Consider the following 25,246-nt stretch of genomic DNA (forward strand, 5'->3'; position numbering starts at 1 on the left):
GTCGCCTCAGTTGGATTTAAGCTGCCAGGCCGGCTGCACCTGGGCGGCGCGCCAGGTCGGATAGAACGCCGCCAGCACGGTGGCGAGGGTCGCCACCAGCAAGGTCAGCCCCATCAGAGAGAAATCCAGCGTGGCCAGCCGGGCGATCTGTGGATCGAACACCAGCCCCACCCCCAGCACGCCCAGCCCGGTGAGCAGCAGGCCCAGCACGCCGCCGGCAAGCCCGACCGCGCCGGCCTCGACCAGGAACTGCGCGTAGATCGTCTTGCGCGAGGCGCCCAGGGCGCGACGCACGCCGATCTCCGGCGCGCGGCGCATGAACTTGGCCAGCAGCAGGCCGATGGTGTTGACCAGGCAGATCAGCAGGAAGCCGAGCGAAACCAGCAGCGAGATCTTGCTCTCCGGCGGCACCACCTTCTCGAAGTCCAGCCACTGGGTGACGTTGCGCAGGCGCACGTTGGGCGCCCAGTTGAACCGTCCGGCGTGTTGCTGCTCGGCGGCATAGCCGCGCAGGAACCGTTTGTAGCCGGCGGCCTCGGCGGCCGAGGGCAACTCGGCCCAGAACGCGATCCAGATGCATTCGGAGCGCAGCCTGGCCTCCCATCCGCTGCCCGGCGTGGCGCTGCAGTTGAAGTTGCCCGCGCCGCCCATCTGCTGGTCGATCGCCCGGGTGAAGGGGATGAACAGCTCGGCCGGGTCGCCGAAGCCCTGGGTATTGCTGGCGTCGAAGAACATCGGCTGCGGGTTCCAGGTGTCGATCACCCCCGTGACGCGGTAGTCGTGCCCGTCGAGGTTGATCGTCTTGCCGACGCTGTTGGCGCCGTTGAAGAGTTTGTCGTTGAGCGCCTTGCCCAGCACCGCGACGGGAGCATGGGCGCCGTCCTCGGCCGCGCTCCAGGCGCCGCCGTAGAGGAAGGGGATGTCGAACATGGCAAAGGCGTCGCCGTACCAGGCGTAGGTGGTCTCGCGAAACGGCAGCTGGCTGGCGTCGGCGGGAACTACCGACGGGCCAACCGGGTACAGCGCGGTCTGCCGCCTGGCCCGGTGCGCCTGCATCAGGGCGACCGCATCGGTGTAGGTCAGCGCGTCAGGCGGCTCGCTCTTGTCCAGGTCCTCCGGCTTCCAGTTGGCGATCTGCACCGCGTAGAGCTGGTCCGACTTCTGCGGGATCGGATTGTTGGCGGTGGCGCGGAACACCGAATAGGTGATCATCGACGCGGCCACGCCAAAGCCGATCGCCATCACCATCAGCGCCGTGAGCAGCGGGTTGCGGCGGAGACTGCGCAGGCCGAGCTGGAAGTAGTAGGCGAACATGTCGGGGTTCCCGAAGGGTGGAATGGCCGCACCTGCTCCCGCTCCTCGCGCACCGGCGCAGGAGTGGTCGTATCGCTGCCGTTGAATGGGAGAGAGGAGGAGGCCTTGGCCCGGCTTCCACGGCGAGGGAGCGACCTCCCCTCTCCCGGCCCTGCGCCGGCGCGCCGGCGCAGGGCTTCAAACACGATCCATCAGGCGTCGGCGACGCGCGCGTTGTGCGCGTGGAAGCGCGGTTCCTCGGACAGGTCGACCACCTGGCCGTCGATGATGTGCACGTTGCGCTGGGCGCGTGAGGCCAGTTCCGGATCGTGCGTCACCATCACGATGGTGGCGCCCTCGCGGTGGATCTCTTCGAGCAGCTCCATCACGCCACGGGCCATCTGCGTGTCCAGGTTGCCGGTCGGTTCGTCCGCCAGCAGCAGGCGCGGCGAGCCGGCGAGCGCACGGGCGATGGCGACGCGCTGCTGCTGGCCGCCGGAGAGCTCGGCCGGGTAGTGCTTGGCGCGCGAGGCCAGGCCCACGCGCTCGAGCGCGTCCATGATGCGCTGCTTGCGCTCGGCGCCCTTCATGCCGCGGTAGCGCAGCGGCACCTCGACGTTGTCGTAGACGTTGAGGTCGGGAATCAGGTTGAACGCCTGGAAGATGAAGCCGATCTTCTCGTTGCGGATCTTCGAGCGGGCGTTGTCGTTGAGCTGGCTCACCTCGATGCCGTCGAGGTGGTAGTGGCCACCGGTGAAGGTCTCCAGCAGGCCGGCGATGGTCAGGAAGGTGGTCTTGCCCGAGCCGGACGGACCGGTGACGGCGACGAACTCGCCCTCTTTGACGTCGATGTTGAAGTCGCGCAGGGCGTAGGTCTCCACCACTTCGGTGCGGTAGACCTTGGACAGGTGGGTCATCTTGAGCATGGTTGCGTCCTTCGGTGGTGGTGGTAACTCGGGCAGGGAACGGAGGATGGGGAACGGGAAGGTGGAGCCTGCGGCGTCTGGGGGCACCGCCCCGGAGGATGGCTCCGGATCACTCGTTCCAGTTCCCCATGCTCCGTTCCCCGCTTCGGATCAATCGCTGATCGCGACCTTGGCGGCATCCTTGAAGTTGTCGGTGCCGGAAATCACGATCTTGTCGCCTTCCTTCAAGCCATCGAGGATCTCGACCTTGTCGATGCTCGAGGCGCCGATGCGGATGGGCTTCTTCTCGGCGATGCCGTCGTGCACGACGTAGGCGTAGTTGCCGCCGGACTCGTCGACGAAGGAGCCGCGCTGCACGGTAAGCACGTTGTCGCGCTTGTCGAGCAGGATGCGCACGGACAGGCGCTGGTTCTGGCGCAGTTGCTTGGGCGTGGAACCTTCGAAGCGCAGCCGCGCGGCCACCTCGCCATTGACCACTTCGGGCGAGATCGCGCTGACCAGGCCCTTCCAGGTGTGACCGTTGCCGGTGATCTCGCCGGACATGCCGATGCCCAGGTCACGCGCAAAGCTTTCCGGCACCTGCATTTCCACCTCCAGCGCGGACAGGTCGATCACGCTGACCAGCTTGGCGTCCTTGGCCACGGTGGCGCGCTCGGCGATGAACAGCTGGCCGACCTGGCCGTCGACCGGCGACTTCACGTTGAGGTCGTCGACCTGGCGCTGCAGGTCCTTGACCAGCAGTTCCTGGCGCTCGTGTGCGAGCTTCTTGGACTTGATGTCGAAGTTCAGGCTGTCGTTGTCCATCCCGAGGTCGGCCCTGGCGTGCAGCGTGGTCAGCTTGGCCTTCTGCAGCGTGTCCTTGGCGCGGTCGACGTCCATGCCGGAGACGGCGCCGAGCTTGAACGCCTTCTCGTTGCGGGCCAGGTCGCGCTCGGCCGCCTGCTGGTCGATCTGCGCGTTGTCGAAGGCCTTCTGCAGGGCGGAGCGCTGCTTGCGCGCCTCGATCTGCGCGCGCTGGTAGTCCACTTCCATCGCGTCGGCGTTGGACTCTTCCTGCAGCAGCTTGTTGGTCAGCTCGGGGCTGTCGATGACCGCCAGCACCTGGCCTTTCTTCACCGTGTCGCCGGCATGCACCTTCAGTGTCACCGCACCGCCGGAGGTGGCGTAGAGCGTCGGGCTGACCGCCGCCACCACCTTGCCCTCGGCGGCGATGTCGCGCACGAACAGGCCGCGCTCGACGGTGCCGAAGGACAGCCGCGAGGCGCTCACCGAGGCGTCGGCGGAGAACAGCCGCATCGCCGTGGGCAGCGCCAGCGCCAGCGCGACCAGCACGGCCAGGCCGATGCCGCCGAACAGCATCTGGCGCTTGCGGTTGGGTTTGACCTCGACCATGCGGTCTTGAGCGGAGGTGTCGCGGATCATCGGGCGGTCCTGACCTAAGTGACTGTGGCTGGTTGAGCAATCGCCGTGCCAACTCGGTCGGGGGCCGCGCAGGCCTTGTGGTTGCTGGCTTCCCGCGCGGGTTCAGCGGAGCCGTCCGCTGTCCGCGGACACCGGGACGGACAGGCGGACAAGCGGCCGGACAGGTCGCTTTACAGAAGAACGAGTGCCTTTCGCCTGTACTCCCCACCCCTTTGGGAAAGGGCTGGGGTGAGGGCAGGGTTAGCGGACCAGACCGGGCGAACCGGGCCTCTTCAGACAGCTGCGGGGGCTTCGGGCGAGCCCCGCCCCCTCACCCCAACCCTCTTGCCGGAGGGGAGGGAGAGCAGAGGCTAAGGATCAACCGACTGCCTGCTCGATCCGCTGCTTCAGCGCCGCGTCGATCCGCGGCAACAGCTCCAGCGCCGCCAGGTTCTGCTCCAGCTGCTCGCGTCGGCTCGCGCCCAGCAGCACGGTGGACACGTGCGGATTGGCCAGGCACCAGGCAAGCGCCAGCTGCGCCTGGCTCACGCCCAGTTCCCGTGCGATCGGCGCCAGGTGCCGCACCCGCTCCACCCGCTCGCGCCCCGCACCCAGCACCGTCTCGCGCAGCCACTCGTAGCCGGGCTGGGCCAGCCGCGAACCGTCCGGGATGCCTTCGTTGTAGCGTCCGGCAAGCAGGCCCGACGCCAACGGCGACCAGACCGAGGTGCCCATGCCGAAGCGCTCGTACAACGGTGCGTACTCGCGTTCGACGCGCTCACGGTGCAGCAGGTTGTATTGCGGCTGCTCGGCCACCGGCGCGTAGCAGTGGTTCTCGCGCGCGATGCGGTGCGCCTCGGCGATCGCCTCGGCCGGCCACTCGCTGGTGCCCCAGTAGAGCACCTTGCCCTGGCGCACCAGCGTGTCCATCGCGGCGACCGTCTCCTCGATCGGCGTGTCCGGATCGGGCCGGTGGCAGAAGTACAGGTCCAAGTGGTCGACCCGCAGGCGCTCCAGCGCCTGGTGGCAGGCCTCGATGACGTGCTTGCGCGAGAGCCCGCGCTGGGTCGGCTTGGGCTGCTCCACCGCGCCGAAGAACACCTTGCTCGACACGCAGTAGCTGTCGCGCGGGAAGCGCAGGTCGGCGAGCACGTCGCCCATCAGCCGTTCGGCTTCGCCGTGGTTGTAGGTCTCGGCGTTGTCGAAGAAGTTCACCCCCTGGTCGTAGGCCAGCGCCAGCAGCCCGCGCGCCTGCGAGCGCCCCACCTGCCGACCGAAGGTGACCCACGCGCCGAAGGACAGCGCGGACAGTTGCAGGCCGGTGCGGCCGAGGCGGCGGTAGAGCATGGCGATTCTCCGGGCGCGAACGCGGCTGCCGAGTATGCGGGCCTGCGCCTGAAGATGCAGCGAAGTCCAGGCGGATGCTCAGTGCAGGAGTGCTGCGATCCCCGCCAGCACGACCGCCGCATAAACCCCGGCCACCACGTCGTCCACCATCACGCCCAGGCCGCCCTTCAGATGGCCGTCGAGCCAGCCGATCGGCCAGGGCTTCCAGACGTCGAACAGGCGGAACAGCGCGAAGCCGACGACGACCATCCACCACGGCGCCGGAAGCACGAGCAGCGGCAGCAGCGCCAGCCACTGGCCGACGAACTCGTCCCAGACCAGGCTGCGGTGGTCGTCCACGCCCAGCGCGCGGCCGGCCACGCCGCAGGCCCAGGTACCGAGCGCGAACGCGAGCGCGAGCACCAGCACGTACAACGGGACACCGAGATGGCGCAACGCCAGCCAGGGCAGGATCGCCGCCAGCGAGCCGAAGGTGCCCTGCGCCAGCGGCGCCAGGCCCGAGCCCAGGCCGCAGGCGATCCAGCCGGCGGGCGATGCCAGCAGGCGGCGGCGTTGCCTGGGGGTGAGTTTCCTGCGGTCGGTCATGACGTGTCCGTGCGGCTAGAGGCCGAAATGATCCCAGCCGCCGCGCGCGGCGGCGAGCGGTTCGTTGCCCAGCGCGCGCACGCCCTGCCCTTCGACGATCGTGCCGATGCGTGTGGCCTTGCCGTCCACCGCCGCCAGTGCCGCCTGCATGGCGCCGACGTCGGCGGGCGGGACGGTGAAGCACAGCTCGTAGTCGTCGCCGCCGGAGAGAGCCAGCTCGCGCGCGGCCGCGCTGCCGAACACGCCGCGCAACGCGGATGGCACCGGCAGTGCGTTGGGGTCGATCTGCGCACCGACGCCGCTGGCGGCGCAAAGGTGGCCGAGGTCGGCGAGCAGGCCATCGGAGACGTCGATGCAGGCGCTGGCATGTCCGCGCAGCGCCAGGCCGGCGCGTACGCGCGGCGTCGGCCGGTCCAGCCGCGCACGCAGCGCCCGGTGCGCCTCATCGGCCGGATCGAACGGCAGCCGGCCCTGCACCAGCCGCAGGCCGCCGGCGGCGCCGCCGAGGGTGCCGGTGACGAACACCGCGTCGCCCGCGCGGGCGCCGGCACGGGTCAACGCCTGGCCCGGCGGCACGAAACCATGCACAACGATGCTCAGGCAGAACGGGCCGCGCGTGGTGTCGCCGCCGACCAGCGCCACGGCGTGCTCCTGCGCCAGCTGCGCGAAGCCGTCGGCCAGCCCGTCCACGCAGGCAGCATTGGCCCGCGGCAGGGTCAGCGCGAGCAGCGCCCAGGCGGGCGTGGCGCCCATCGCCGCCAGGTCGGACAGGTTGACCGCCAGCCCCTTCCAGCCAATATCACGCGGCGGCGTACCGTGCGGGAAATGCACGCCCTCGACCAGCGTGTCGATCGCGACCGCCAGTTCCTGCCCCGCCGGTGGCACCAGCAACGCTGCGTCGTCGCCGATGCCCAGCCGCACATCGCCGCGGGCCAGCACGGTGCGTTCGCGGATGCGGTCGATCAGGCGGAATTCCATGCAGGTCCATCGAGGCCGGGCAACGCGCAAGCAGAGCATTCCGGCGCGTCCGAATGCAAGCCTTGCGCCGGCCGGAGCCCCTGCCGAAGGGCATGCCGCAGGCGACGCAGGCGCTCGCTAGAATCCGGCGATCCACTGGAGAGGACACCATGCGCCCCACCCTGCCCCGCGCCAGTCGCGCCTTTGCCGCCCGCATGCTCCGCAGCAACCGCCGGCGGTTGACGCCGCTGCTGGCCTGCCTCGCCCTCGTCTGCGGCGCGGCGATCGCGGACACGCCCGCCTCGCCCGGCGTGCTCGAGCCGGTGCACGCCTTCTTCGATGCGATGTCGCGCCACGACCAGGCGGCCATGCGCGCGCAGGTGCTGCCCGCGGGCACGGCGACGCTGATGCGCAAGGGCAAAGCGGTACAGCTGACCCTCGGCGATTTCGTCGACCACGTGAAGCCGGGCAAGGAGCGCATCGAGGAACGCATCGGCAAGCCGCAGGTGATGGTCGATCAGGACCTGGCCGTGGTGTGGGCGCCCTACACTTTCCTGCTCGAGGGCAAACCGCACCACTGCGGCATCGACGTGTTCAACCTGGTGCGCGTGGACGGCCGCTGGCGCATCGCGGCGATCGCCGACAACAGCCGCAACTGCGAACCGTAGGCGGGCGCAGGGCGGGCTTCGGCCCACCACCGTCCTGCCGGGATGGTGGGCTGACGCCCACCGTGCACTCAGCGGGCACCCTTCTCGGCGACGCGCAGTTCGCCGGCGAGCTTGTCCAGCACGCCGTTGACGTAGCTGTGGCCGTGATCGGCGCCGAAGCGCTTGGTCACCTCGATCGCCTCGTTGATGACCACACGGTAGGGCACGTCGAGGCGGTACTTCAGCTCGTAGGCAGCCAGGCGCAGCGCGGCGCGTTCGATCGGATCGATCTGCGCCACCTCGCGGTCGACGTAGGGCTTGAGCGCGGTGTCGAGCTCATCGACATGCGTCTCCACGCCCTGCAGCAGGTCCTCGAAATACTCCAGGTCGGCCACTTCCATGTCCTGCTCGTGGCGGAACTGGTCGATCACCGCCTTCATGTGGCTGCCGGAAAGCTGCCAGGCATACAGCGCCTGCAGCGCGCGGCGGCGGGCGCGCGAGCGGGCGGCCAGGTCGATACCGTGCGGAGCGCCCATCACAGCTTTCCGTACAGGTTGGCCATTTCCAGCGCGGCCAGCGCCGCGTCGGCGCCCTTGTTGCCGGCCTTGGTACCGGCGCGCTCGATCGCCTGCTCGATGTTGTCGGTGGTCAGCACGCCGAACGCCACCGGCACGCCGGAGCCGTAGGCGGCCTGGGCCAGGCCCTTGGCGCACTCGCCGGCGACGTAGTCGAAGTGCGGGGTGGAACCGCGGATCACCGCACCCAGCGCGATCACCGCCGCATAGCTGCCCGAATTGGCGAGCTTGTGCGCGGCCAGCGCGATTTCCCAGGCACCCGGCACGCGGACCAGGTCGATCGCGTCGTCCTTTACGCCATGGCGCACCAGGGCATCGCGCGCGCCGGCCACCAGTGGCTCGACGACGAAGCCGTTGAAGCGCCCGGCGACGATGGCGAAGCGGCCCGTGGGCGTGGCGAAATCGCCTTCGATGGTCTTCATAGCGGATCCTTGGGACGAAGGGATGCCCTTGCGGGGCCGGGTATTTTACGCATTTTGCGTACATCCCACAGTTGGCGCGATGCGATCGTGCGTTTTATGGGACTGGCGGACGGCCGCTGTGGGTAGGCATCAGCCCACATGCTTGCCGCTGTCAGTGGTGGCCCGAGGCCGCCCCAGGAAGTCACCGGTGCGGGTAATCCGTGCATTCCAGCCGCGCCGTGCCGCCGTTGACGCGCAGCCGCGCCTGGCCGCCGAACGGCAAGGTGAGCTGGCGCGCCGCATGGCCGTGCGGCAGGCCATGGATCACCGGGATGCCGGCCATCCGTGCCAGCTGCGCGAATGTCTCGTCCAGATCGTAGCCGTTGTCCCGCGGGCCCGGCCGGCAGCCGTGGAAATCGCCGACGACCAATGCACGCTGCCTTGCAAGCACGCCGGCCAGCTGCAATTGGTAGAACAGCCGCTCGATGCGGAACGGCGGCTCGCCCAGGTCCTCGACGAACAGGATGCCGTCCTCGATCACCGGGAAGTAGGACGTCCCAAGCAAACTGCACAGCACCGCCAGGTTGCCGCCCCACAGCATGCCCTGCACGTCCACCTCGCCGTCGCCGGGGTGCGGCCAGGTGGCTTCGGAGCTGTCCGCGGCCAGCGTGTTCCAGAAGTGTTCCCAGGTGAACGCCGGGAACGGCTCGGCGCCCAGGTCCGCCAGCAACGGGCCGGCGAAGCTGCGCACGCCGCTCTTCGCGTACAGCGCCAGCTGCAGCGCGGTGAAGTCGCTGTGGCCGACCAGCGCGAGACCGGAGCCGGCCAGGCGCTCGCGCAGGGCAGCGTAATCGAGCTGGCCGAGCAGGCGCGCGGCGCCGTAGCCGCCGCGGGTAACCAGGGCGATATCCGGCAGCTCATCGAGGGTGGCGAGTGCGTTGATGTCCGCCGCTCGTTCGGCATCGGTGCCGGCGAAGCGCAGGTGCGCGCGCCCCAGCACGTCCAGGCCCTCGACCGTGCAGCCGACCTCGCGCAAGCGCGCCACGCCGCGCGCCATGGCGGCGGGGTCGTGGGCGTAGCCGGAGGGGGCGATCAGGCGGATGCGGGCGTGGGGCATGGGCTTGATGGCGATGGAGTGCGGGTCATCCTAAGGCATCGGGGGTCCGGCGGCCTTTCGAAGGGCGCAAGGTCACACGTACTCGACCACTTCGAGATCGAACCCCGCCAGCCCGACCAGCTTGCGCGGCGTTCCCATCACGCACAGCTTGTGCACGCCCAGGTCGGTGAGGATCTGCGCGCCCAGGCCGAGCTGGCGCCACTCCTGCTGCTGCGCATCCTCCGGCGCCAGCGCCACCGGCTGGCGCTTGAGCCGCGCCAGCAAGGCATCGGCGGTGTCCTCGCCGGAGAGCACCAGCAGCACGCCGCGACCCTCGTCGGCGATCCGGCGCAAGGCGCCGGTGACGGTCAGGCCCAGGTCCTCGCGCGTCAGGTGCAACACGTCCGACAGCGTGTTGCGCACGTGCACGCGCGTCAGCACCGGCGTGCCGTCGTCGACCGTGCCGCGCACCAGCGCGTAATGCAGCCCGTGGCGGATGGCATCGCGGTACGCCACCAGGCGGAACGGCCCGAACTCGGTCTCGACCTCCTCCTCGTGCACGCGCTGGATGGTCTTCTCGGTTTCCAGGCGGTAGCGGATCAGGTCGGCGATGGTGCCGATCTTCAGGCCGTGCTTGTGCGCGAACAGCTCCAGCTCCGGGCGGCGCGCCATCGAACCGTCTTCGTGCAGGATCTCGATCAGCACGGCGGACGGCTCCAGCCCCGCCAGCGCAGCGAGGTCGCAGCCGGCCTCGGTATGGCCGGCACGGGTGAGCACGCCACCGGGCTGGGCGGTGAGCGGGAAGATGTGGCCCGGCTGGGAGAGGTCCTGCGGCCGCGCATCGGACTTGACCGCCACCTGGATGGTGCGTGCGCGATCGTGCGCGGAGATGCCGGTGGTCACGCCCTCGGCCGCCTCGATCGAGACGGTGAAGTTGGTGTGGTAGGGCGAGGTGTTGTCGCTGACCATGGGCTTGAGGCCCAGCTGCCGGGTGCGCTGCTCGGTCAGCGTCAGGCAAAGCAGGCCGCGCGCCTCGCGCACCATGAAATTGACGTCCTCCGGCCGCACCATCTGCGCGGCCATGACGATGTCGCCTTCGTTTTCGCGGTCCTCGTCGTCGAGCATGACGACCATGCGGCCGGCGCGAAGGTCTTCGAGGATCTCGGGGATGCTGTTGAAGGGCATGGTGGAATCCGGTGGGTGTTGCGGATGAAGGTTCGGGTGGGGCACGCGCTCGGGCGCATCCTCACCCCCTCTCCCGGCGGGAGAGGGGGCGCCGGATCAGGCGAAGCCGTGCTGCTTGAGGAACGCCTCGTCCAGCCGCGGCGCTTCGCCGCTGCCGATCAGACGCTCGACGTAGCGGGCGATCACGTCGACCTCGATGTTCACCGCATCCCCCGTGCGCCTGGCTTGGAAAGCCGTGTGTTCCACCGTGTGCGCGATGAGGTTCACGCCGAAGCGGCTGCCGGCCACCTCGTTGACGGTCAGGCTGGTGCCGTCGATGCAGATCGAACCCTTGGCCGCGATGTAGCGCGCCAGGTTCGCGGGCACCTCGAAGATCCAGCGCTGCGAGCGCGCGTCGGGCGTGACCGAGACCACCTTGCCGACGCCGTCGACGTGGCCGGAGACCAGGTGGCCGCCCAGCCGGTCGGCAAGTCGCAGCGCCTTTTCCAGGTTGACCGGATCGCCGGCCTCGAGCTGGCCCAGCGTGGTCAGCGACAGCGTCTCGTTGGAGACGTCCGCGGCAAAACCGCGTTCGCCGAGGGCGATGGCCGTCAGGCACACGCCGGACACGGCGATCGAATCGCCCAGCTGCACGTCGGAAAGATCGAGGCTCGCGGTGTCCACGTGCAGGCGCACGTCGCCGCCTCGGGGCTCGAGCCGCGCGACGCGGCCCACGCACTGGATGATGCCGGTGAACATCAGCGCACCTCCTGGCCGGAGGCAGCAATGGAACGAACGGGATGGGACATGAAACGTTCTCCGCAATGGGTCAGCGAAAAACGCCCCAAGGCATGAGGCCGACGCAGCCACGCAGCCTTTCGGCCCCGCGGATGCGACCTGCCGTCTTCTCTCATCCGGACTGTGGGCCATCCCGGCGAACCGGACTGGCCTGACCGTCGGCTCCGGCATCGGACCGGATCTGCTGACCCTTCGCCGGAGGCGAAGGCGCTCGCGGGCTCGTGTTCCGGGATCCTTCGGAACACCTACCGCCGGTGGGGAATTTCGCCCCGCCCTGAAGACGTCGTTTTGCCGGGAAAACCCGGTCGCGCCAGTCTAGCACCGCGGTGCTCAGGCCTGCGCCAGCGCAGCGGCGAGATGGTCGATCAGCCGCCGCAGCGCCGGCGTGCGGTCCGCACCTGGCAGCCACAACAGGTGCACCGGGTGGGCGGGCAACTGCCACTCCGCCAGCAGCTCGACCAGCGAACCTTCAGCCACCAGCCCCGAGGCCATGTAGTCGCCCTGCAGGCCGATGCCCACGCCAGCCAGCACCGCGTCACGGATCGCCTGCGCATCGTTGCAGGTCAACACCGGATCGACGCGTACCGGCCGTCGCTGGCGCTGCCTGGTGAAGGTCCACAGGGTGCCGCTGCGGTAGCCGCTGAAGGCGATGCAGCGGTGGGCCTTCAGCTCGGCCGGGTCGCGCAGCGGCGGTGCCGAGGCCAGGTAGCCGGGCGAGGCGCAGGGAAAGTAGCGCATCGTGCCCACCCGGCGCGCCACCAGCTGCGCGTCGGCCAGCCGCCCCACGCGCACCGCCAGATCGACCTTGCCCGCCACCATGTCCACATAGGCGTCGTCGTAGACCGCCTCGATGCGAACCTTCGGGTGCTCGCGCAGGAAGCCCGCCAGCAGCGGCGCCACGCGATAGCGACCGTAGTTGGAGGGCAGGTGCACGCACAGGTGGCCGGCCAGTTCGCCGTCGGGCGGACGCAGGCCGGCGGCCAGTTCCGTCATCACCGCTTCCATGCGTTGCCATTGCGCCAGCAACTGCTCGCCGCGGGAAGTCAGGGCCATGCGCCGCGTGGTGCGCAGGAACAGCCGCTCCCCCACTGCCTCCTCCAGCGTGGCAATGCGCCGGCTCAGCACCGAGGGCGTGCAGCCGACCTCCAGCGCTGCCCGCGAGAAGTTGAGCCGCCGCGCGGCGGCTGCGAAGGCACGCAGCTCGCGCAGGCGGGTGGGCGTGAGCTCGAAGGATTGATTCATGAGGCGAACAAAAGTTTGGCCATTCGTGCGGATTATCGCAGGCCTGGCGTGGATGGACGATGTGCGCATTTCCACCACGGAGCAATGCCCATGCGCGCCTTCCAGCTTTCAGCCTTCGATCTCGATCACCTGCAACAGGTCGAGCTGCCCGCTCCACGCCCCGGCCCGAACGAGGTGCTGGTGCGGATGGAAGCCGCCTCGCTCAACTTCCGCGACTGGATGCTGGTCGACGGCAAGCTCTATCGTGGCGTGCAGCTGCCGATCGTGCCGGTGTCCGATGGCGCCGGCACGGTGATGGAGGTCGGCGCGGCGGTGCAGCGCTTCAAGCCGGGCGACCGCGTGACCACCTTCTACAAGTCGCGCTGGATCGCCGGCGCGATGCGGCCGGAATGGGAGGGCGCCGAGATCGGCGCGCCGCATCCGGGCGTGATGCGCGAACTGGCCTGCTTCGACCAGTACTCGCTGGCGCGCGCGCCCTCGCACCTTTCCAGTCTCCAGGCCGCCACCCTGCCAATCGCCGCGCTGACCGCCTGGCAGGCGCTGGAGCTGGCCCACGTCACCACCGGCCAGACGGTGTTGCTGCTGGGCACCGGCGGGGTTTCCCTGTTCGCGCTGCAGTTCGCGAAACTGCGCGGCGCGCGCACGATCCTGCTGTCGTCCAGCGACGAGAAACTGGAACGCGCCAAGGCGCTGGGTGCCGACATCGGCATCAACTACGCGAGTCACCCGCAATGGGGCGCGCTGGTGCGCGAAGCGAGCGGCGGTGCGGGTGTGGACGCGGTCATCGAGACCATCGGCGCGGCCACCCTCGCGCAGTCGCTGGAGGCCGTCCGCATGCATGGGTTCATCGGCGTACTCGGCTGGATCGGCGGGATGGACGCCACGCTGCCCTTGTCCAAGGTGGTGCTGAAGCGGGTGCGCGTGCAGGGCATTTCGGTCGCGCCGCTGGAAGCACACGAACGGATGGTGGCGGCCATCGAGGCTACGGGACTGGAACCGGTGATCGACCAGGTCTACGGCTTCGGCCAACTGCGCGAGGCCTTCGAGCAACTCGCCGCCGGGCGCCACTTCGGCAAGCTCGCCATCGACTTCAACCGGTAAAGGACATCCCATGCGCTTCCCTTCCCTGAGCCGTGCCGTGCGCGGCCTGCTGCCCGTCCTTTGGCTCGCGTTTGCCACGCTGGCCCATGGTGCCGGTGCCTCTCCCGACATCCGCCTATACGTGCTCGACTGCGGCCGCCTGGATTTCCAGGACCTGGGCATGTTCGACGACAGCGGCGCGCTGGACGGCAAGCCCGGCAGCATGTCCGCACCGTGCTTCCTGATCCGCCATCCCAAGGGCCTGCTGCTGTGGGATACGGGCCTGGGCGACGCCATTGCCGACCGGCCGGGCGGCGTCGCAGTGGCCCCCGGTATCCGCGCGACCGTCCCGGTCAGGCTGGTCGACCAGCTCAGGACACTGGGCCTGGCGCCATCGGACATCGATTACCTGGCGTTCTCGCACTGGCACGAGGATCACACCGGCAATGCCAACCTGTTCGGCAAGGCCACCTGGATCATGCAGCGCAAGGAGCTGGCGGCGGCCACCGGGCACACGCCGCCGCCGTTCGAGTCCTTGGCACCGGTCAGCGCCTGGCGTGTCGCACCCAAGCGGATCATCGATGGCGACACGGACGTCTTCGGCGACGGTAGCGTGCGCATCCTGTCGATGCCCGGCCACACTCCCGGCCATCAGGTGCTTGAGCTGCGCCTGTCCCGCGCCGGCGTGGTGCTGCTGGCCGGCGATCTCTACCACAGCCGCGAGAACCGCCGGTTCCGGCGCGTGCCACGGGTCAACACCGACCGCGCGCAGACGCTGGCCTCCATGGATCGCTTCGAGGCGATCGCGGCGCGCACTCACGCATGGGTGGTGATTCCGCACGACTCGCGCGATATTGCTGCGTTACCCCGCTTCCCCTCGTACCTGCACTGAATCGTAGGGCGGCGGCGCCACCTTCCCTCCAGAGGATTGGATATGAGTTCGGATTACCCCAGCGCGGAGGAGTATTCGGCCGAGATGGCCCGCTATCCGGCCATGACCGTGGTCGACATCCGCTCGGAGCATTCGCTCGTTACCGACTCATACAAGAACCAGGTGCTGTTCAACATCAACGGCGAATGCATGCGCCTGTCGGTGTTCGAGGGCCAGTATCGCTGGCACCAGCACCCGGACACGGACGAGTTGTTCGTCGTGGTGGCGGGCGAACTCCGGATCGAATTCGAGGATGGCGCCCGGGTCGCCCTCACCGAGTGGCAGAGCATCGTCATCCCGGCGGGCACCGTGCATCGAACGCGCGCCGTCGGACGCACGGTGAACATTACATGCGAAGCGCAAAACGCGACTACGGTGTTCCTGGAGCCGCCGCCCGACCCTGTGCCGCCCCGCGGCACAGGTTGATCAAAGCGTCATACCGGCCGCAGCCGAAGCCGCCAGTCCTCGCCCAGCGCACGCCTGTCGAGCATGCGCAGCGGCCAGCGGCCGGCCATATCCGCCAGCGTGGGCAATTGCAGCAGCGGGCGCGCCTGGTCGCCCAGCAGGAGCGGGGCGACGTAGAGCAGCAACTCGTCGGCCAGACCGGCGGCGAACAACGCACCGCAGAGCGTAGGGCCGGCTTCGACGTGGACCTCGTTGATCCCGCGCCGGGCCAATTCGGCCATTGCTGCGCCGAGATCCAGCCTGCCTTGGTGCTCCGCAACCACGGCGCACTCGACCGTTCCAAAGCGGTTCCGCGTGTCGTCGGCGCCGGCGGCGTGCAGCAGCAGCGTCGGTGCCGAACCGTCGAGCACGTGGCTGCCTTCGGGCGTGCGCAGGTGGCGATCGAGCACCACGCGCAACGGCGGGCGGAAGCCCTCGTCGGCTGGGCAGGCATGGGAAACAGGGGCAACGGCCTCCTCCACCTCCCGACCCTCTTCCCCGGCACAGCCCGCGAAGAGGACGTCGGAGCGCACGGTGAGGCGGGGGTTGTCGGCCAATACTGTGCCGCTGCCGGTGAGGATCGCCGAACTGCGCGCGCGCCAGCGCTGCACGTCGGCGCGCGCGGCTTCGCCGGTGATCCACCTGGACTCGCCGTTGGCCAGCGCGGTGCGGCCGTCCAGGCTCATCGCCAACTTCACCCGCACCCACGGACGACCGCGCTCCAAGCGGCTGAAGAAACCGATATTGAGCTCGCGCGCTGGCTCGCGCAGCAGGCCGCTGTCCACGGCGATGCCGGCCGCGCGCAACTTCCCGATCCCACGTCCGGCGACCTGCGGGAATGGATCCTCCGCCGCGATGACCACCCGCGCCACGCCGGCGACGACCAGCGCATCGGCACAGGGCGGCGTGCGGCCGAAATGCGCGCAAGGTTCCAATGTCACGTAGGCCGTGGCGCCGCGTGCCGCCTCACCGGCCTCGCGCAGTGCGAACACTTCCGCATGCGGCTCGCCCGCCCGCGCATGGAAACCCATGCCGATCACTTGCTCGCCGTGCGCGATCACGCAACCGACGCGCGGGTTCGGCTGTGCCGTATACAAGCCACGCTCCGCCAGGCGCAGCGCGTGCGCCATGTGCATGTGGTCGAGCGAGGAAAAGGAGGGATGGGTCTCAGGGGACAACGCGCTTCCTCCAGCATCTCCAGGCGGGCTTGCCTCGCGATGCTCTTGGTTCCGGCGGCGAAAAGCAAAGCCATCGCAGCCTGGCTCGCTGCGAAGGTCCTGGCCGAAGCACCGTTACTTCGTGGGCGTGCGCTTGCCGGTGCCCAGCAACGGCAGCTGCAATCCATCGAGCCCCGGCAGGTCGCGCTCGAGCTTCTCGATCTCCTCGCGGAACGCCTGCACGTCCTCGAACTTGCGATAGACCGAGGCGAACCGCACGTAGGCGACCTGGTCGAGCTTCTTCAGCTCGCGCATCACCAATTCGCCGACCTGGCGCGAGGGCACCTCGCGCTCGCCGCTGCGACGCAGATCGTTGACGATCTCGCGAACGGCGGTGTCGACGTCCTGGCTCGCCACCGGACGCTTCTGCAGCGCGCGCTCGAAACTGGTGCGCAGCTTGCGCTCGTCGAACACCTCGCGCCGCTCACCGCTCTTGACGATCGCCGGCAGCTTCAGCTCCGCCGTTTCGAACGTGTTGAAGCGCTCGCTGCATTGCGGACATTCGCGCCGACGGCGCACGGTGGCGCCGTCCTCGGTCAGCCGCGAATCGATCACGCGGGTGTCTTCGTGCTGGCAGAAGGGGCAATGCATCCGGCGCCGATCAGCCGTACACCGGGAACTTCTTGCACTGCGCCTCGACCTTGGCGCGCACGGCGCTAATGACCGCCTCGTCGCCCGGCGCGTCGAGCACATCGCACAGCCAGTTGGCCAGTTCGACGCAGTCGGCTTCCTTGTAGCCGCGGGTGGTCACCGCCGGGGTGCCCACGCGCAGGCCGGAGGTGACGAAGGGCTTCTGCGGGTCGTTCGGCACGGCGTTCTTGTTGACCGTGATGTGCGCCTTGCCCAGCGCCGCTTCGGCGTCCTTGCCGGTAACGCCCTTGCCGATCATGTCGACCAGCATCAGGTGGTTCTGGGTGCCGCCGGAGACGATCTTGTAGCCGCGCTCGATGATGGTCTTCGCCATCGCCTGCGCGTTCTTGACCACCTGCTGCTGATAGGCCTTGAAGTCCGGCTCCAGCGCCTCCTTGAACGCCACCGCCTTGGCGGCGATCACGTGCATCAGCGGGCCGCCCTGGATGCCCGGGAAGACGATCGACTGCAGCTTCTTCTCGATCTCCTCGCCCGCCTCGCCCATCGCGTCGCGGCTGGCCACGATGATGCCGCCGCGCGGGCCGCGCAGGGTCTTGTGGGTGGTGGAGGTGACCACGTGTGCGTGCGGCAGCGGGCTCGGGTAGACGCCGGCGGCGACCAGGCCGGCCACGTGCGCCATGTCGACGAAGAGGTAGGCGCCGACCGAATCGGCGATCGCGCGCATGCGCTTCCAGTCCACCACCTGCGAATAGGCGGAGAAGCCGCCCACCAGCATCTTCGGCTTGTGCTCGTCGGCCAGGCGCTGCACTTCGTCGTAGTCGATCAGGCCGGCGTCGTTCACCCCGTACTGCACGGCGTTGAACAGCTTGCCGGAAATGTTCACCTTGGCGCCGTGGGTGAGGTGACCGCCATGGGCGAGCGACATGCCCAGGATGGTGTCGCCCGGCGAGAGCAGCGCCAGGTATACCGCCTGGTTGGCCTGCGAGCCCGAGTGCGGCTGCACGTTGGCGTAGCTGGCGCCGAACAGCTGCTTGACGCGGTCGATCGCCAGGCGCTCGGCCACGTCGACGTATTCGCAGCCGCCGTAGTAGCGCTTGCCCGGGTAGCCCTCGGCGTACTTGTTGGTCAGTACCGAGCCCTGCGCTTCCATCACGCGCGGGCTGGCGTAGTTTTCCGAAGCGATCAGCTCGACGTGGTCCTCCTGGCGACGGGCTTCGTCGGCGATGGCCTTGGCCAGCTCAGGGTCGAAACCTTCGATCGTGCAATCCTTCGGGAACATGCGTCGCCTCGGTGGTGGGGAGCGGGGGATCAGCCGAAAAGTGTAGTCCTCGCGGGGAATGGCGGCCACTGCGGAGCTTGCGGCGAGTTTGCGTACATCGTACCGTACACCGCACGCCACCCATGGAGCTCCCCGATGGCCTTGACCCGCCGCACGCCTGCCCTCGCACGCCGCCTGTACCGCCTGCTCGCGACCGCCTTGTTGTCGATCCCGCTGGCGCTGTGCGCCGCCACGGTCGAGGGCGTGGGGATCCGGCCGATCACCTATCCGGACCCGGTCAACCAGGGCCACACGCCGGGTTTCGTGTTCTACCCCTCGTCCGGGCCGACGCACGGCACGACGGCGTTCGGCCCTTACGACGTCGCCGCCACGCCCGGCGCACCCGCCGCGACCGGTACCTGGCCGCTGGTGGTCATCTCGCACGGGCATGGCGGCTCGGACCTGGGCCACCACGACCTGGCCGCCTACCTCGCCCGGCACGGTTTTGTCGTCGCCACGTTCGAGCAGCCCGGCGACAACTTCCACGACCAGAGCGGTTCGGCCACCTCCAGGGTGCTGGTGGGACGCGCCGTCGAGGTGCGCACCGTCATCGACACGCTGCTTGCGGATGCACGCTGGAAAACCCTGATCGATCCGACCCGCATCGGCGTGGCCGGCTTCTCGGCCGGCGGCTACGCCAGCCTGCTGGTCGTGGGCGCCAAGCCGCGATTCGACCTTTTCATCGGTTACTGCCACCGTCACCCGGATGACGAGGAGACGTGCGGGCCGGCCAAGAAGCTCACGCCCAAGGCTGCCGCCGCCTACCTGGCCAATATCCAGCGCGATCTGCCCCGCTGGGGCGACACCGCGGACCCGCGCGTCAAGGCCGCCTTCGTGATGGCGCCTCTGTCGCTTGTCTTCGACAAGGCTGGCGCCCATGCGATCGACCGGCCGGTCGAGCTCTGGTACGGCCAGCACGACCACGTGCTGCTGCCGTCGGAAAACGCACTGCACCTCGAGCCGCTCGTTCGCACGTTGGCGCACGTGCACGAGGTGCCGAAGGCCGACCACTGGGTCTTCCTGGCGCCCTGCTCTGCTGCGCTGGCGAAGGAGGCTGGAGATATCTGCAAGGACCCGCCGGGCGTCGACCGCACGAAAGCGCACCAGCGCATCAACGCCGATGCCGTGGCCTTCTTCGGCAAGACGCTCCGGGTGCACTGAGATGCCCAAGGCGCTCAGCGAACAGGATGCGGAGGCTTTCCGCGAACGCATCTGCCAGGCGGCGGCGCGGCTGTTCGTCGAGGAAGGCCCGGCCGCCGTCAGCATGCGCCGCATCGCCGCGGAACTGGGCTGCGGCACGATGACGCCCTACCGCTACTTCGCCAGCAAGGAGCAGATCGTCACGGCGGTGCGCACGCGCGGCATGCACCGGTTCTCCGAGGCACTGGAACGCGCGCTGGACACGCCCGGCGACGGCCGCACGCGCAGCCGCGCCGTGCGCGATGCCTACATCGCCTTCGCCCGCCGCGAGACGGCCACGTACCGGCTGATGTTCGAATACCCCGAACCGCGCCGCGACGACCCGGCCTACCGCCAAGCCCACGCGCGCATGTGGCGCACGGTCGCCGCCCACGTCGAGGTCCTGGTGGCCGAGGGCGTCGTGGAAGCCGACGCGCCGCTGCTCGGCCACCAGATCTGGGCGGCGCTGCACGGTGCGGTGATGCTGGAGATAGCCGGCCTGCTGCCAGAAGGTTTCGATGCCGCCTCGCTGCACACCCGCACCGCCGGCACCCTGTTCGAGGCCGCGCGTCCCAGGGGTGGTCAGGCCTGACTGCCGGCGCCTCCCTTGCGCCGGTGCAACGCCCATACCATCACGTAGCTGATCACCATCAACAGCAGCCACGAGCCGAGCTTGTCCAGCGGCACCATCGACCAGCCGTGGCGCTGCGCCGGGTAGAGCCAGGCGCGGCTGAAGGTGCCCACGTTCTCCGCCAGCCAGATGAACAATGCGACCAGCACGAAACCGAGCAGCAGCGGCATGCGCCGGTGCACGCGGCGGATACGGTAGTGCGCCCAGGTGCGCCGGAACAGCCACACCAGCACCGCGAACAACAGCACCCGCACATCCAGGTAGTGGTGCGCAAAGAAGTCGAGGTAGATCCCCAGCGCCAGCATGGCCGCCGGGCCGAGGCGCGGATGCCCGCTGAAGTGGAAATCGAAGAGCCGCCATGCTCCCGAAGCAGGCGAACTCCACCGCGAATACGGCCCAGCGCCGCTCCGGCTGCCACCACCACAGGCGACGCCCGGTAGCGGCGCGGCTCATGGAACGATCGGCCAGGGCCGTCGGTGCTCTCCGAAAGACGACTCGCCAGTCTTGCGCGAACCGATGGCAGACCGCCGGCGTGGGCATGACGCCGACCGGGCAGTCCGGGGTGCAGATCGATGGCTGGCTTCGGCTACGACGCGTGAGCTGCTATACCAGCCGCTTCTCACCGCTCTGGAGCGATCCGATGGAAGCACGCACGCTGGGCCGTCACGGCCCGCAGGTTTCCGCCCTGGGCCTGGGCTGCATGGGCATGTCCGACCTCTACGGTGAGGCCGACCGGCGCGAGAGCATCGCTACCGTCCACGCCGCCCTGGAGGCGGGAATCACCCTGCTCGACACCGGCGACTTCTACGGCATGGGCCACAACGAAATGTTGCTGGCCGAGGCGCTCGCCGGCCGGCCGCGCGACAGCTATCTGCTGAGCGTGAAGTTCGGCGCCCAGCGCGGCCCCGACGGCGCCTGGCTGGGCTACGACGCCCGCCCGCAAGCGGTCAAGAGCGCGCTGGCCTACACGCTGCGCCGCCTGCGCACCGACTACGTGGACATCTACCGTCCCGCCCGGCTCGACCCAGCCGTGCCGATCGAGGACACCGCCGGCGCCATCAGCCAGTTGATCGATGCCGGTTACGTGCGCCATTTCGGGCTGTCGGAAGTCGGCGTGGAAACCATCCGCCGCGCGCATGCGGTTACGCCGGTGGTCGACCTGCAGATCGAATACTCGCTGATCTCGCGCGGCATCGAGGATGCGATCCTGCCGGCCTGCCGCGAGCTCGGCATCGGCCTCACCGCCTACGGGGTGCTTTCCCGCGGACTGATCAGCGGGCACTGGTCGAAGGACCGCCAGCCGGCAGCGCGCGATTTCCGTCAGCACAGCCCGCGCTTCCAGGGCGCCAACCTCGAGCACAACCTGGCCCTGGTCGACCGCCTGCGCGCGCTCGCCCAGGCGAGCGGCGCGAGCGTGGCGCAACTGGCGATCGCCTGGGTACTGGCGCGCGGCCAGGACATCGTGCCGCTGGTCGGCGCGCGCACCCGTCCACGGCTGGAGGAGGCGCTCGGCGCGCTTGGGGTGCGATTGCAAAACGGCGACCTCGCCGCGATCGAATCCGCGATCCCACCCGGCGCCGCTGCCGGCGACCGCTATGCCGCCGCGCAGATGGCGATGCTCGACAGCGAGAAGCGCTAGCGGGCCAGCACGCCTTGAACGCCTGGTCGATGACGCCATGTCTGCGGCCTGGCCGCGCCGCGCGGCGCCGGCGCCCCGCCATGACCGCAGCTTCGGCCGGACCGGCCGAGCCGCTATACTGAACGTTTATCGACGCCCTCTTCCCGCCCGCCGCCGCAGGCGGCCACGGCGTACGTCTTCCGGAGGCTCCATGCAGTACATCTACACCATGAACGGGGTGAGCAAGATCGTCCCCCCGAAGCGCCAGATCATCAAGGACATCTCGCTCAGCTTCTTCCCCGGCGCCAAGATCGGACTGCTGGGCCTGAACGGCGCGGGCAAGTCCACGGTGCTCAGGATCATGGCCGGCGTGGACACCGACTTCCAGGGTGAGGCCCGTCCGCAGCCGGGCATCAAGGTCGGCTACCTGGCGCAGGAGCCGCAGCTGGATCCGGAGAAGACCGTCCGCGAAGTGGTCGAGGAAGGCGTGCACGAGATCCTCGATGCGCAGAAGCGCCTGGAGGAGGTCTACGCCGCCTACGCCGAGGACGGCGCCGATTTCGACGCGCTCGCCAAGGAGCAGGAGCAGTTGGAGAACCTGCTCGCCGCCAACGACGCCCACGCCCTGGAGCGCCAGCTCGAAGTGGCCGCCGACGCGCTGCGCCTGCCGCCGTGGGACGCCAAGGTCGGCCCGCTGTCCGGTGGCGAAAAGCGCCGCGTGGCGCTGTGCCGCCTGCTCCTGTCCAAGCCCGACATGCTGCTGCTGGACGAGCCGACCAACCATCTGGACGCCGAGTCGGTCGAGTGGCTGGAGCATTTCCTCCAGGACTACCCTGGCACCGTCGTGGCGGTCACCCATGACCGCTACTTCCTGGACAACGCCGCCGAGTGGATCCTCGAGCTCGACCGCGGCCGCGGCATCCCGTGGAAGGGCAACTACACCGACTGGCTGGAGCAGAAGGACGCCCGCCTCAAGCAGGAAGCCCAGCAGGAGAAGTCGCGCCAGCGGGCGATCGAGAAGGAGCTGGAGTGGATCCGCTCCGCCGCCAAGGGCCGCCAGTCCAAGGGCAAGGCGCGCCTGAACCGCTTCGAGGAGCTCAACTCGGTCGAGTACCAGCGCCGCAACGAGACCAACGAGATCTTCATCCCGCCCGGCGAGCGCCTGGGCAACGAAGTCATCGAGTTCAAGAACGTCAGCAAGTCCTTCGGCGACCGCCTGCTGATCGACGATCTCTCGTTCAAGATCCCGGCCGGCGCCATCGTCGGCGTGATGGGTCCCAACGGCGCGGGCAAGTCCACGCTGATGAAGATGATCATGGGCAAGGAGCAGCCCGATTCGGGCGAGGTCAAGCTCGGCCACACGGTCAAGCTGGCCTACGTCGACCAGTCGCGCGACGCGCTCGATGCCAAGAACAACGTCTGGCAGGAAGTGTCCGGCGGCTCGGACATCCTCACCATCGGCAACTTCGAGATCCAGTCGCGCGCCTACATCGGCCGCTTCAACTTCAAGGGCACCGACCAGCAGAAGATCGTCGGCAACCTGTCCGGCGGCGAACGCGGCCGTCTGCACATGGCCAAGACCCTGCTGCAGGGCGGCAACGTGCTGCTGCTCGACGAGCCGTCCAACGACCTGGACGTCGAAACCCTGCGCGCGCTGGAAGACGCGTTGCTGGAGTTCCCCGGCTGCGCGGTGGTCATCTCGCATGACCGCTGGTTTCTCGACCGCATCGCCACCCACATTATCGCCTTCGAGGGCGACTCGCACGTGGAGTTCTTCCCCGGCAACTACAACGAGTACGAAGCGGACAAGAAGCGTCGCCTCGGCGACGACGCCGGCCCCAAGCGCGTGAAGTACAAGAAGCTGGCGTAAGCCCTTCAGCGGGAAGCCACCTGCTCCCTCTCCCCTGTCGTTGATCAGTGCCGGGGGAGAGGGTTGGGGTGAGGGCCGCCCTGGCCCGGCCGCACCATCGAGCGAAAGACAACTACACGACCACGAGGAGCCCTCCATGCACTTCATGCAGTCCCTGCACCAGGCATGGCAGCGCAACAACTCCCTCGTCTGCGTCGGCCTCGACCCCGAGCCGGCCAAATTCCCCGCCCACCTGCGCGACACCCCCGACGCGGTCTACACCTTCTGCCGCGCCATCGTCGACGCCACCGCCGACCTCATCTGCGCCTACAAGCCCCAGATCGCCCACTTCGCCGCGCTGCGCGCCGAAGGCGCGCTCGAGCGCCTGATCGCCCACATCCATGACGCGCACCCGGGCATCCCGGTCATCCTCGACGCCAAGCGCGGCGACATCGGCTCGACCGCGCAGCACTACGCGACGGAAGCCTTCGAGCGCTACCAGGCCGACGCCGTCACCCTGAACCCCTACCTCGGCCGTGACTCCATCCAGCCGTTCCTGGACCGCGCCGACAAAGGCGTGATCCTGCTCTGCCACACCTCCAACCCCGGCGCCGCCGACCTGCAGGACCTGATCGTCGAAGGCACCGGCAGCGAGCGCCTTCCGCTCTACCAGCACCTTGCCCGCACCATCGCCCGCGACTGGAACGCCAACGGCAACTGCGCCCTGGTCACCGGCGCCACCTGGCCCGAACAACTGGCCCAGGTCCGCGCCCTGGTCGGCGACATGCCCCTGCTCGTCCCCGGCATCGGCGCCCAGGGCGGCGACGTCGAGGCCGTGGTCCGCAACGGCCGCACGGCCGACGGCACTGGCCTGATGATCAGCTCGTCCCGCGCGATCCTCTACGCCGGCCACGGCGAGGGCTTTGCCGCAGACGCCCGCCAGGCCACGGAAACGTTGCGCAGCCAGGTCAATCGCTGCCGTTGAGGCTGCCAGCGCTCCCATGGGCGAGGATCGCGCATGAGTAGCCGGCACTTCCACGTGATTACCGGCGCTTCGGGAGCCGGGAAATCGACCCTCCTGATGGCCCTGGGCGACCTTGGGCATTCGACCGTGCCGGAAGCAGCCCTCGCCATCCTGCGGGAGCAGCAAGCATGCGATGGCAAACTCCTTCCTTGGATTGACCGCGTGGCTTTCACGGAGGAGGTGCTGGCGCGGAACGTCCGGAATCATCGGGATGCCCACGCGGTGGAGGCGCCGGTGTTCTTCGATCGCGGCATCCCGGAATGCCTGGCCTGGTTGCGTTTGTCAGGCGTGACGCCGAAGCCGCGCCACGTGGCAGCTGCGTCTCAGTATCGCTACGCCGCCACCGTGTTCGTTGCCGAGCCCTGGCCGCAGGTGTATGTCTGCACCGCGGAGCGTCGTGCAAGTTTCGAACGGGCAGCGAGGTCGTTCGAGGCTACCGTGGCGGCGTATGTGCAGGCCGGATACAGGACTTGCGTTCTTCCGAAGATGCCAGTGCACGAGCGGGCGGCATTCGTTCTGGACAGGGTTGCCGCTGGCGCCTGACCGTTGATCGTACGCAGAGGCCAAACCCATGGCGACAGATCGTTCCTTCGTCGAGTACGTCACCGAGCAATCGGGCCTGGATGACCGACTCACCTTCAAGCGCATGTTCGGCGAGTACGGGATCTACATCGACGGCAAGATCGTCGCCTTTGCCTGCGACAACAGCCTGTTCGTCAAGGCGGCGGACGCTACCGCGGTGCTGACGGCTGACCTTCCCCGGCGCCCGCCGTATCCCGGCGCGAAGCCCTACCCCGTGGCCGACGAGCTGCTCGACGATTCGGAACGACTGCAGGCTCTGCTGGTCGCGACGGCGAAGGCGATGCCGGAGCCCAAGGCGAAGAAGACGAAAGCGCGAAAATGAATCGCGTGCCGGGGCAACCAGGGGATCA

Annotated in this window: 26 protein-coding genes, 1 pseudogene and 1 riboswitch; of the genes and pseudogenes, 11 read left to right on the forward strand and 16 right to left on the reverse strand. The window is 68.9% G+C overall.

Annotation, left to right across the window (positions count from 1 at the left end; translation table 11 throughout):
• Positions 1–6: 6 nt before the first annotated feature.
• The 6 genes from BMZ38_RS03390 to thiL form a co-directional block, all read right to left on the reverse strand.
• The gene (locus BMZ38_RS03390) at positions 7–1,314 is read right to left on the reverse strand and encodes an ABC transporter permease (protein ID WP_091334067.1); all 1,308 of its coding nucleotides are present in this window, start codon (positions 1,312–1,314) and stop codon (positions 7–9) included.
• A 191-nt stretch (positions 1,315–1,505) separates the two neighbouring features.
• A complete protein-coding gene (locus BMZ38_RS03395; RefSeq protein ID WP_091334069.1) occupies positions 1,506–2,219 on the reverse strand; it encodes an ABC transporter ATP-binding protein in 714 nt (237 codons plus the stop codon).
• 150 nt (positions 2,220–2,369) lie between these two features.
• Positions 2,370–3,641 carry an efflux RND transporter periplasmic adaptor subunit gene (locus BMZ38_RS03400; protein WP_091334071.1) on the reverse strand — a complete coding sequence of 424 codons (1,272 nt, stop codon included), beginning with the start codon at positions 3,639–3,641 and terminating at the stop codon, positions 2,370–2,372.
• Between the two features lie 357 nt (positions 3,642–3,998).
• Positions 3,999–4,967 carry a potassium channel beta subunit family protein gene (locus BMZ38_RS03405; protein WP_091334073.1) on the reverse strand — a complete coding sequence of 323 codons (969 nt, stop codon included), beginning with the start codon at positions 4,965–4,967 and terminating at the stop codon, positions 3,999–4,001.
• Positions 4,968–5,045: 78 nt separating this feature from the next.
• The gene (locus tag BMZ38_RS03410; RefSeq protein WP_091334075.1) at positions 5,046–5,552 is read right to left on the reverse strand and encodes a phosphatidylglycerophosphatase A family protein; all 507 of its coding nucleotides are present in this window, start codon (positions 5,550–5,552) and stop codon (positions 5,046–5,048) included.
• A 15-nt stretch (positions 5,553–5,567) separates the two neighbouring features.
• Positions 5,568–6,530 carry a thiamine-phosphate kinase gene (gene thiL, locus BMZ38_RS03415; protein WP_091334077.1) on the reverse strand — a complete coding sequence of 321 codons (963 nt, stop codon included), beginning with the start codon at positions 6,528–6,530 and terminating at the stop codon, positions 5,568–5,570.
• A 149-nt stretch (positions 6,531–6,679) separates the two neighbouring features.
• Here thiL and BMZ38_RS03420 point away from each other — a divergent pair, with 149 nt between their 5' ends.
• Positions 6,680–7,177 carry a nuclear transport factor 2 family protein gene (locus BMZ38_RS03420; protein ID WP_091334079.1) on the forward strand — a complete coding sequence of 166 codons (498 nt, stop codon included), beginning with the start codon at positions 6,680–6,682 and terminating at the stop codon, positions 7,175–7,177.
• A gap of 68 nt (positions 7,178–7,245) precedes the next feature.
• Here BMZ38_RS03420 and nusB read toward each other — a convergent pair whose 3' ends face one another.
• From nusB to BMZ38_RS03450, 6 genes are all read right to left on the reverse strand, one after another.
• A complete protein-coding gene (gene nusB, locus BMZ38_RS03425; protein WP_175483662.1) occupies positions 7,246–7,692 on the reverse strand; it encodes a transcription antitermination factor NusB in 447 nt (148 codons plus the stop codon).
• Complete coding sequence (gene ribH / locus BMZ38_RS03430; protein ID WP_091334082.1) at positions 7,692–8,153, reverse strand: 6,7-dimethyl-8-ribityllumazine synthase; 462 nt, start codon at positions 8,151–8,153, stop codon at positions 7,692–7,694. Before ribH ends, nusB begins: the two co-directional genes overlap by 1 nt.
• A gap of 181 nt (positions 8,154–8,334) precedes the next feature.
• The gene (locus BMZ38_RS03435; RefSeq protein WP_091334084.1) at positions 8,335–9,249 is read right to left on the reverse strand and encodes an LD-carboxypeptidase; all 915 of its coding nucleotides are present in this window, start codon (positions 9,247–9,249) and stop codon (positions 8,335–8,337) included.
• A gap of 72 nt (positions 9,250–9,321) precedes the next feature.
• Positions 9,322–10,413 carry a bifunctional 3,4-dihydroxy-2-butanone-4-phosphate synthase/GTP cyclohydrolase II gene (gene ribBA / locus BMZ38_RS03440; protein WP_091334086.1) on the reverse strand — a complete coding sequence of 364 codons (1,092 nt, stop codon included), beginning with the start codon at positions 10,411–10,413 and terminating at the stop codon, positions 9,322–9,324.
• A 96-nt stretch (positions 10,414–10,509) separates the two neighbouring features.
• The gene (locus tag BMZ38_RS03445; protein ID WP_091334088.1) at positions 10,510–11,151 is read right to left on the reverse strand and encodes a riboflavin synthase; all 642 of its coding nucleotides are present in this window, start codon (positions 11,149–11,151) and stop codon (positions 10,510–10,512) included.
• A gap of 139 nt (positions 11,152–11,290) precedes the next feature.
• A riboswitch (FMN riboswitch) is annotated at positions 11,291–11,476 on the reverse strand.
• Positions 11,477–11,520: 44 nt separating this feature from the next.
• A complete protein-coding gene (locus BMZ38_RS03450) occupies positions 11,521–12,432 on the reverse strand; it encodes a LysR family transcriptional regulator (protein ID WP_091334090.1) in 912 nt (303 codons plus the stop codon).
• 90 nt (positions 12,433–12,522) lie between these two features.
• Here BMZ38_RS03450 and BMZ38_RS03455 point away from each other — a divergent pair, with 90 nt between their 5' ends.
• The 3 genes from BMZ38_RS03455 to BMZ38_RS03465 are packed head-to-tail and all read left to right on the forward strand — an operon-like array spanning position 12,523 to position 14,869.
• On the forward strand, positions 12,523–13,533 hold the full coding sequence (locus tag BMZ38_RS03455) for a zinc-dependent alcohol dehydrogenase family protein (protein WP_091334091.1): 1,011 nt from the start codon (positions 12,523–12,525) through the stop codon (positions 13,531–13,533).
• Between the two features lie 10 nt (positions 13,534–13,543).
• Positions 13,544–14,404, forward strand: coding sequence for an N-acyl homoserine lactonase family protein (locus tag BMZ38_RS03460; RefSeq protein ID WP_217638711.1), 861 nt, complete (start codon positions 13,544–13,546; stop codon positions 14,402–14,404).
• A 42-nt stretch (positions 14,405–14,446) separates the two neighbouring features.
• The gene (locus tag BMZ38_RS03465; RefSeq protein WP_091334093.1) at positions 14,447–14,869 is read left to right on the forward strand and encodes a cupin domain-containing protein; all 423 of its coding nucleotides are present in this window, start codon (positions 14,447–14,449) and stop codon (positions 14,867–14,869) included.
• Between the two features lie 8 nt (positions 14,870–14,877).
• Here the strand turns inward: BMZ38_RS03465 and ribD are convergent, their stop codons facing one another.
• The 3 genes from ribD to glyA form a co-directional block, all read right to left on the reverse strand.
• Positions 14,878–16,017 carry a bifunctional diaminohydroxyphosphoribosylaminopyrimidine deaminase/5-amino-6-(5-phosphoribosylamino)uracil reductase RibD gene (ribD, locus tag BMZ38_RS03470; protein WP_091334386.1) on the reverse strand — a complete coding sequence of 380 codons (1,140 nt, stop codon included), beginning with the start codon at positions 16,015–16,017 and terminating at the stop codon, positions 14,878–14,880.
• 162 nt (positions 16,018–16,179) lie between these two features.
• The gene (gene nrdR, locus BMZ38_RS03475) at positions 16,180–16,695 is read right to left on the reverse strand and encodes a transcriptional regulator NrdR (RefSeq protein ID WP_091334095.1); all 516 of its coding nucleotides are present in this window, start codon (positions 16,693–16,695) and stop codon (positions 16,180–16,182) included.
• A gap of 10 nt (positions 16,696–16,705) precedes the next feature.
• Positions 16,706–17,974 carry a serine hydroxymethyltransferase gene (gene glyA, locus BMZ38_RS03480; protein WP_091334097.1) on the reverse strand — a complete coding sequence of 423 codons (1,269 nt, stop codon included), beginning with the start codon at positions 17,972–17,974 and terminating at the stop codon, positions 16,706–16,708.
• Positions 17,975–18,109: 135 nt separating this feature from the next.
• Between glyA and BMZ38_RS03485 the strand changes: the two genes are divergently transcribed.
• Both BMZ38_RS03485 and BMZ38_RS03490 read left to right on the forward strand, forming a co-directional pair.
• Entirely contained in the window at positions 18,110–19,174 is a 1,065-nt protein-coding gene (locus BMZ38_RS03485; protein ID WP_091334100.1) for an alpha/beta hydrolase family protein, read from the forward strand.
• A 1-nt stretch (position 19,175) separates the two neighbouring features.
• Positions 19,176–19,784 carry a TetR/AcrR family transcriptional regulator gene (locus BMZ38_RS03490; RefSeq protein ID WP_175483663.1) on the forward strand — a complete coding sequence of 203 codons (609 nt, stop codon included), beginning with the start codon at positions 19,176–19,178 and terminating at the stop codon, positions 19,782–19,784.
• Here BMZ38_RS03490 and BMZ38_RS03495 read toward each other — a convergent pair.
• Positions 19,775–20,179: pseudogene (locus BMZ38_RS03495) on the reverse strand (DUF817 family protein); the annotation flags it as partial. The gene BMZ38_RS03490 and the pseudogene BMZ38_RS03495 sit on opposite strands and share 10 nt — an antisense overlap.
• A 182-nt stretch (positions 20,180–20,361) precedes the next feature.
• Here BMZ38_RS03495 and BMZ38_RS03500 point away from each other — a divergent pair.
• The 5 genes from BMZ38_RS03500 (at position 20,362) to BMZ38_RS03520 (ending at position 25,218) form a co-directional block, all read left to right on the forward strand.
• On the forward strand, positions 20,362–21,462 hold the full coding sequence (locus tag BMZ38_RS03500) for an aldo/keto reductase (RefSeq protein ID WP_425431843.1): 1,101 nt from the start codon (positions 20,362–20,364) through the stop codon (positions 21,460–21,462).
• A gap of 190 nt (positions 21,463–21,652) precedes the next feature.
• Positions 21,653–23,311, forward strand: a complete 1,659-nt coding sequence (ettA, locus tag BMZ38_RS03505; protein WP_091334108.1) for an energy-dependent translational throttle protein EttA — start codon at positions 21,653–21,655, stop codon at positions 23,309–23,311.
• A 136-nt stretch (positions 23,312–23,447) separates the two neighbouring features.
• Positions 23,448–24,275 carry an orotidine-5'-phosphate decarboxylase gene (gene pyrF, locus BMZ38_RS03510; RefSeq protein ID WP_091334111.1) on the forward strand — a complete coding sequence of 276 codons (828 nt, stop codon included), beginning with the start codon at positions 23,448–23,450 and terminating at the stop codon, positions 24,273–24,275.
• A gap of 33 nt (positions 24,276–24,308) precedes the next feature.
• Positions 24,309–24,857 carry an AAA family ATPase gene (locus BMZ38_RS03515; RefSeq protein WP_091334113.1) on the forward strand — a complete coding sequence of 183 codons (549 nt, stop codon included), beginning with the start codon at positions 24,309–24,311 and terminating at the stop codon, positions 24,855–24,857.
• Positions 24,858–24,885: 28 nt separating this feature from the next.
• A complete protein-coding gene (locus tag BMZ38_RS03520) occupies positions 24,886–25,218 on the forward strand; it encodes a TfoX/Sxy family protein (RefSeq protein WP_091334116.1) in 333 nt (110 codons plus the stop codon).
• Positions 25,219–25,246: the final 28 nt, after the last annotated feature.

Origin of the sequence: Frateuria terrea, assembly GCF_900115705.1 — a bacterium.
In the GTDB taxonomy this organism is placed as follows: domain Bacteria; phylum Pseudomonadota; class Gammaproteobacteria; order Xanthomonadales; family Rhodanobacteraceae; genus Frateuria_A; species Frateuria_A terrea.

What these genes read in the sequence shown, in the direction of transcription:
- BMZ38_RS03390 (WP_091334067.1), bottom strand. Translation starts at nt 1,314, where the DNA reads ATGTTCGCCTACTACTTCCAGCTCGGCCTGCGCAGTCTCCGCCGCAAC.
- BMZ38_RS03395 (WP_091334069.1), bottom strand. Translation starts at nt 2,219, where the DNA reads ATGCTCAAGATGACCCACCTGTCCAAGGTCTACCGCACCGAAGTGGTG.
- BMZ38_RS03400 (WP_091334071.1), bottom strand. Translation starts at nt 3,641, where the DNA reads ATGATCCGCGACACCTCCGCTCAAGACCGCATGGTCGAGGTCAAACCC.
- BMZ38_RS03405 (WP_091334073.1), bottom strand. Translation starts at nt 4,967, where the DNA reads ATGCTCTACCGCCGCCTCGGCCGCACCGGCCTGCAACTGTCCGCGCTG.
- BMZ38_RS03410 (WP_091334075.1), bottom strand. Translation starts at nt 5,552, where the DNA reads ATGACCGACCGCAGGAAACTCACCCCCAGGCAACGCCGCCGCCTGCTG.
- thiL (WP_091334077.1), bottom strand. Translation starts at nt 6,530, where the DNA reads ATGGAATTCCGCCTGATCGACCGCATCCGCGAACGCACCGTGCTGGCC.
- BMZ38_RS03420 (WP_091334079.1), top strand. Translation starts at nt 6,680, where the DNA reads ATGCGCCCCACCCTGCCCCGCGCCAGTCGCGCCTTTGCCGCCCGCATG.
- nusB (WP_175483662.1), bottom strand. Translation starts at nt 7,692, where the DNA reads ATGGGCGCTCCGCACGGTATCGACCTGGCCGCCCGCTCGCGCGCCCGC.
- ribH (WP_091334082.1), bottom strand. Translation starts at nt 8,153, where the DNA reads ATGAAGACCATCGAAGGCGATTTCGCCACGCCCACGGGCCGCTTCGCC.
- BMZ38_RS03435 (WP_091334084.1), bottom strand. Translation starts at nt 9,249, where the DNA reads ATGCCCCACGCCCGCATCCGCCTGATCGCCCCCTCCGGCTACGCCCAC.
- ribBA (WP_091334086.1), bottom strand. Translation starts at nt 10,413, where the DNA reads ATGCCCTTCAACAGCATCCCCGAGATCCTCGAAGACCTTCGCGCCGGC.
- BMZ38_RS03445 (WP_091334088.1), bottom strand. Translation starts at nt 11,151, where the DNA reads ATGTTCACCGGCATCATCCAGTGCGTGGGCCGCGTCGCGCGGCTCGAG.
- BMZ38_RS03450 (WP_091334090.1), bottom strand. Translation starts at nt 12,432, where the DNA reads ATGAATCAATCCTTCGAGCTCACGCCCACCCGCCTGCGCGAGCTGCGT.
- BMZ38_RS03455 (WP_091334091.1), top strand. Translation starts at nt 12,523, where the DNA reads ATGCGCGCCTTCCAGCTTTCAGCCTTCGATCTCGATCACCTGCAACAG.
- BMZ38_RS03460 (WP_217638711.1), top strand. Translation starts at nt 13,544, where the DNA reads ATGCGCTTCCCTTCCCTGAGCCGTGCCGTGCGCGGCCTGCTGCCCGTC.
- BMZ38_RS03465 (WP_091334093.1), top strand. Translation starts at nt 14,447, where the DNA reads ATGAGTTCGGATTACCCCAGCGCGGAGGAGTATTCGGCCGAGATGGCC.
- ribD (WP_091334386.1), bottom strand. Translation starts at nt 16,017, where the DNA reads ATGGCGCACGCGCTGCGCCTGGCGGAGCGTGGCTTGTATACGGCACAG.
- nrdR (WP_091334095.1), bottom strand. Translation starts at nt 16,695, where the DNA reads ATGCATTGCCCCTTCTGCCAGCACGAAGACACCCGCGTGATCGATTCG.
- glyA (WP_091334097.1), bottom strand. Translation starts at nt 17,974, where the DNA reads ATGTTCCCGAAGGATTGCACGATCGAAGGTTTCGACCCTGAGCTGGCC.
- BMZ38_RS03485 (WP_091334100.1), top strand. Translation starts at nt 18,110, where the DNA reads ATGGCCTTGACCCGCCGCACGCCTGCCCTCGCACGCCGCCTGTACCGC.
- BMZ38_RS03490 (WP_175483663.1), top strand. Translation starts at nt 19,176, where the DNA reads ATGCCCAAGGCGCTCAGCGAACAGGATGCGGAGGCTTTCCGCGAACGC.
- BMZ38_RS03500 (WP_425431843.1), top strand. Translation starts at nt 20,362, where the DNA reads ATGACGCCGACCGGGCAGTCCGGGGTGCAGATCGATGGCTGGCTTCGG.
- ettA (WP_091334108.1), top strand. Translation starts at nt 21,653, where the DNA reads ATGCAGTACATCTACACCATGAACGGGGTGAGCAAGATCGTCCCCCCG.
- pyrF (WP_091334111.1), top strand. Translation starts at nt 23,448, where the DNA reads ATGCACTTCATGCAGTCCCTGCACCAGGCATGGCAGCGCAACAACTCC.
- BMZ38_RS03515 (WP_091334113.1), top strand. Translation starts at nt 24,309, where the DNA reads ATGAGTAGCCGGCACTTCCACGTGATTACCGGCGCTTCGGGAGCCGGG.
- BMZ38_RS03520 (WP_091334116.1), top strand. Translation starts at nt 24,886, where the DNA reads ATGGCGACAGATCGTTCCTTCGTCGAGTACGTCACCGAGCAATCGGGC.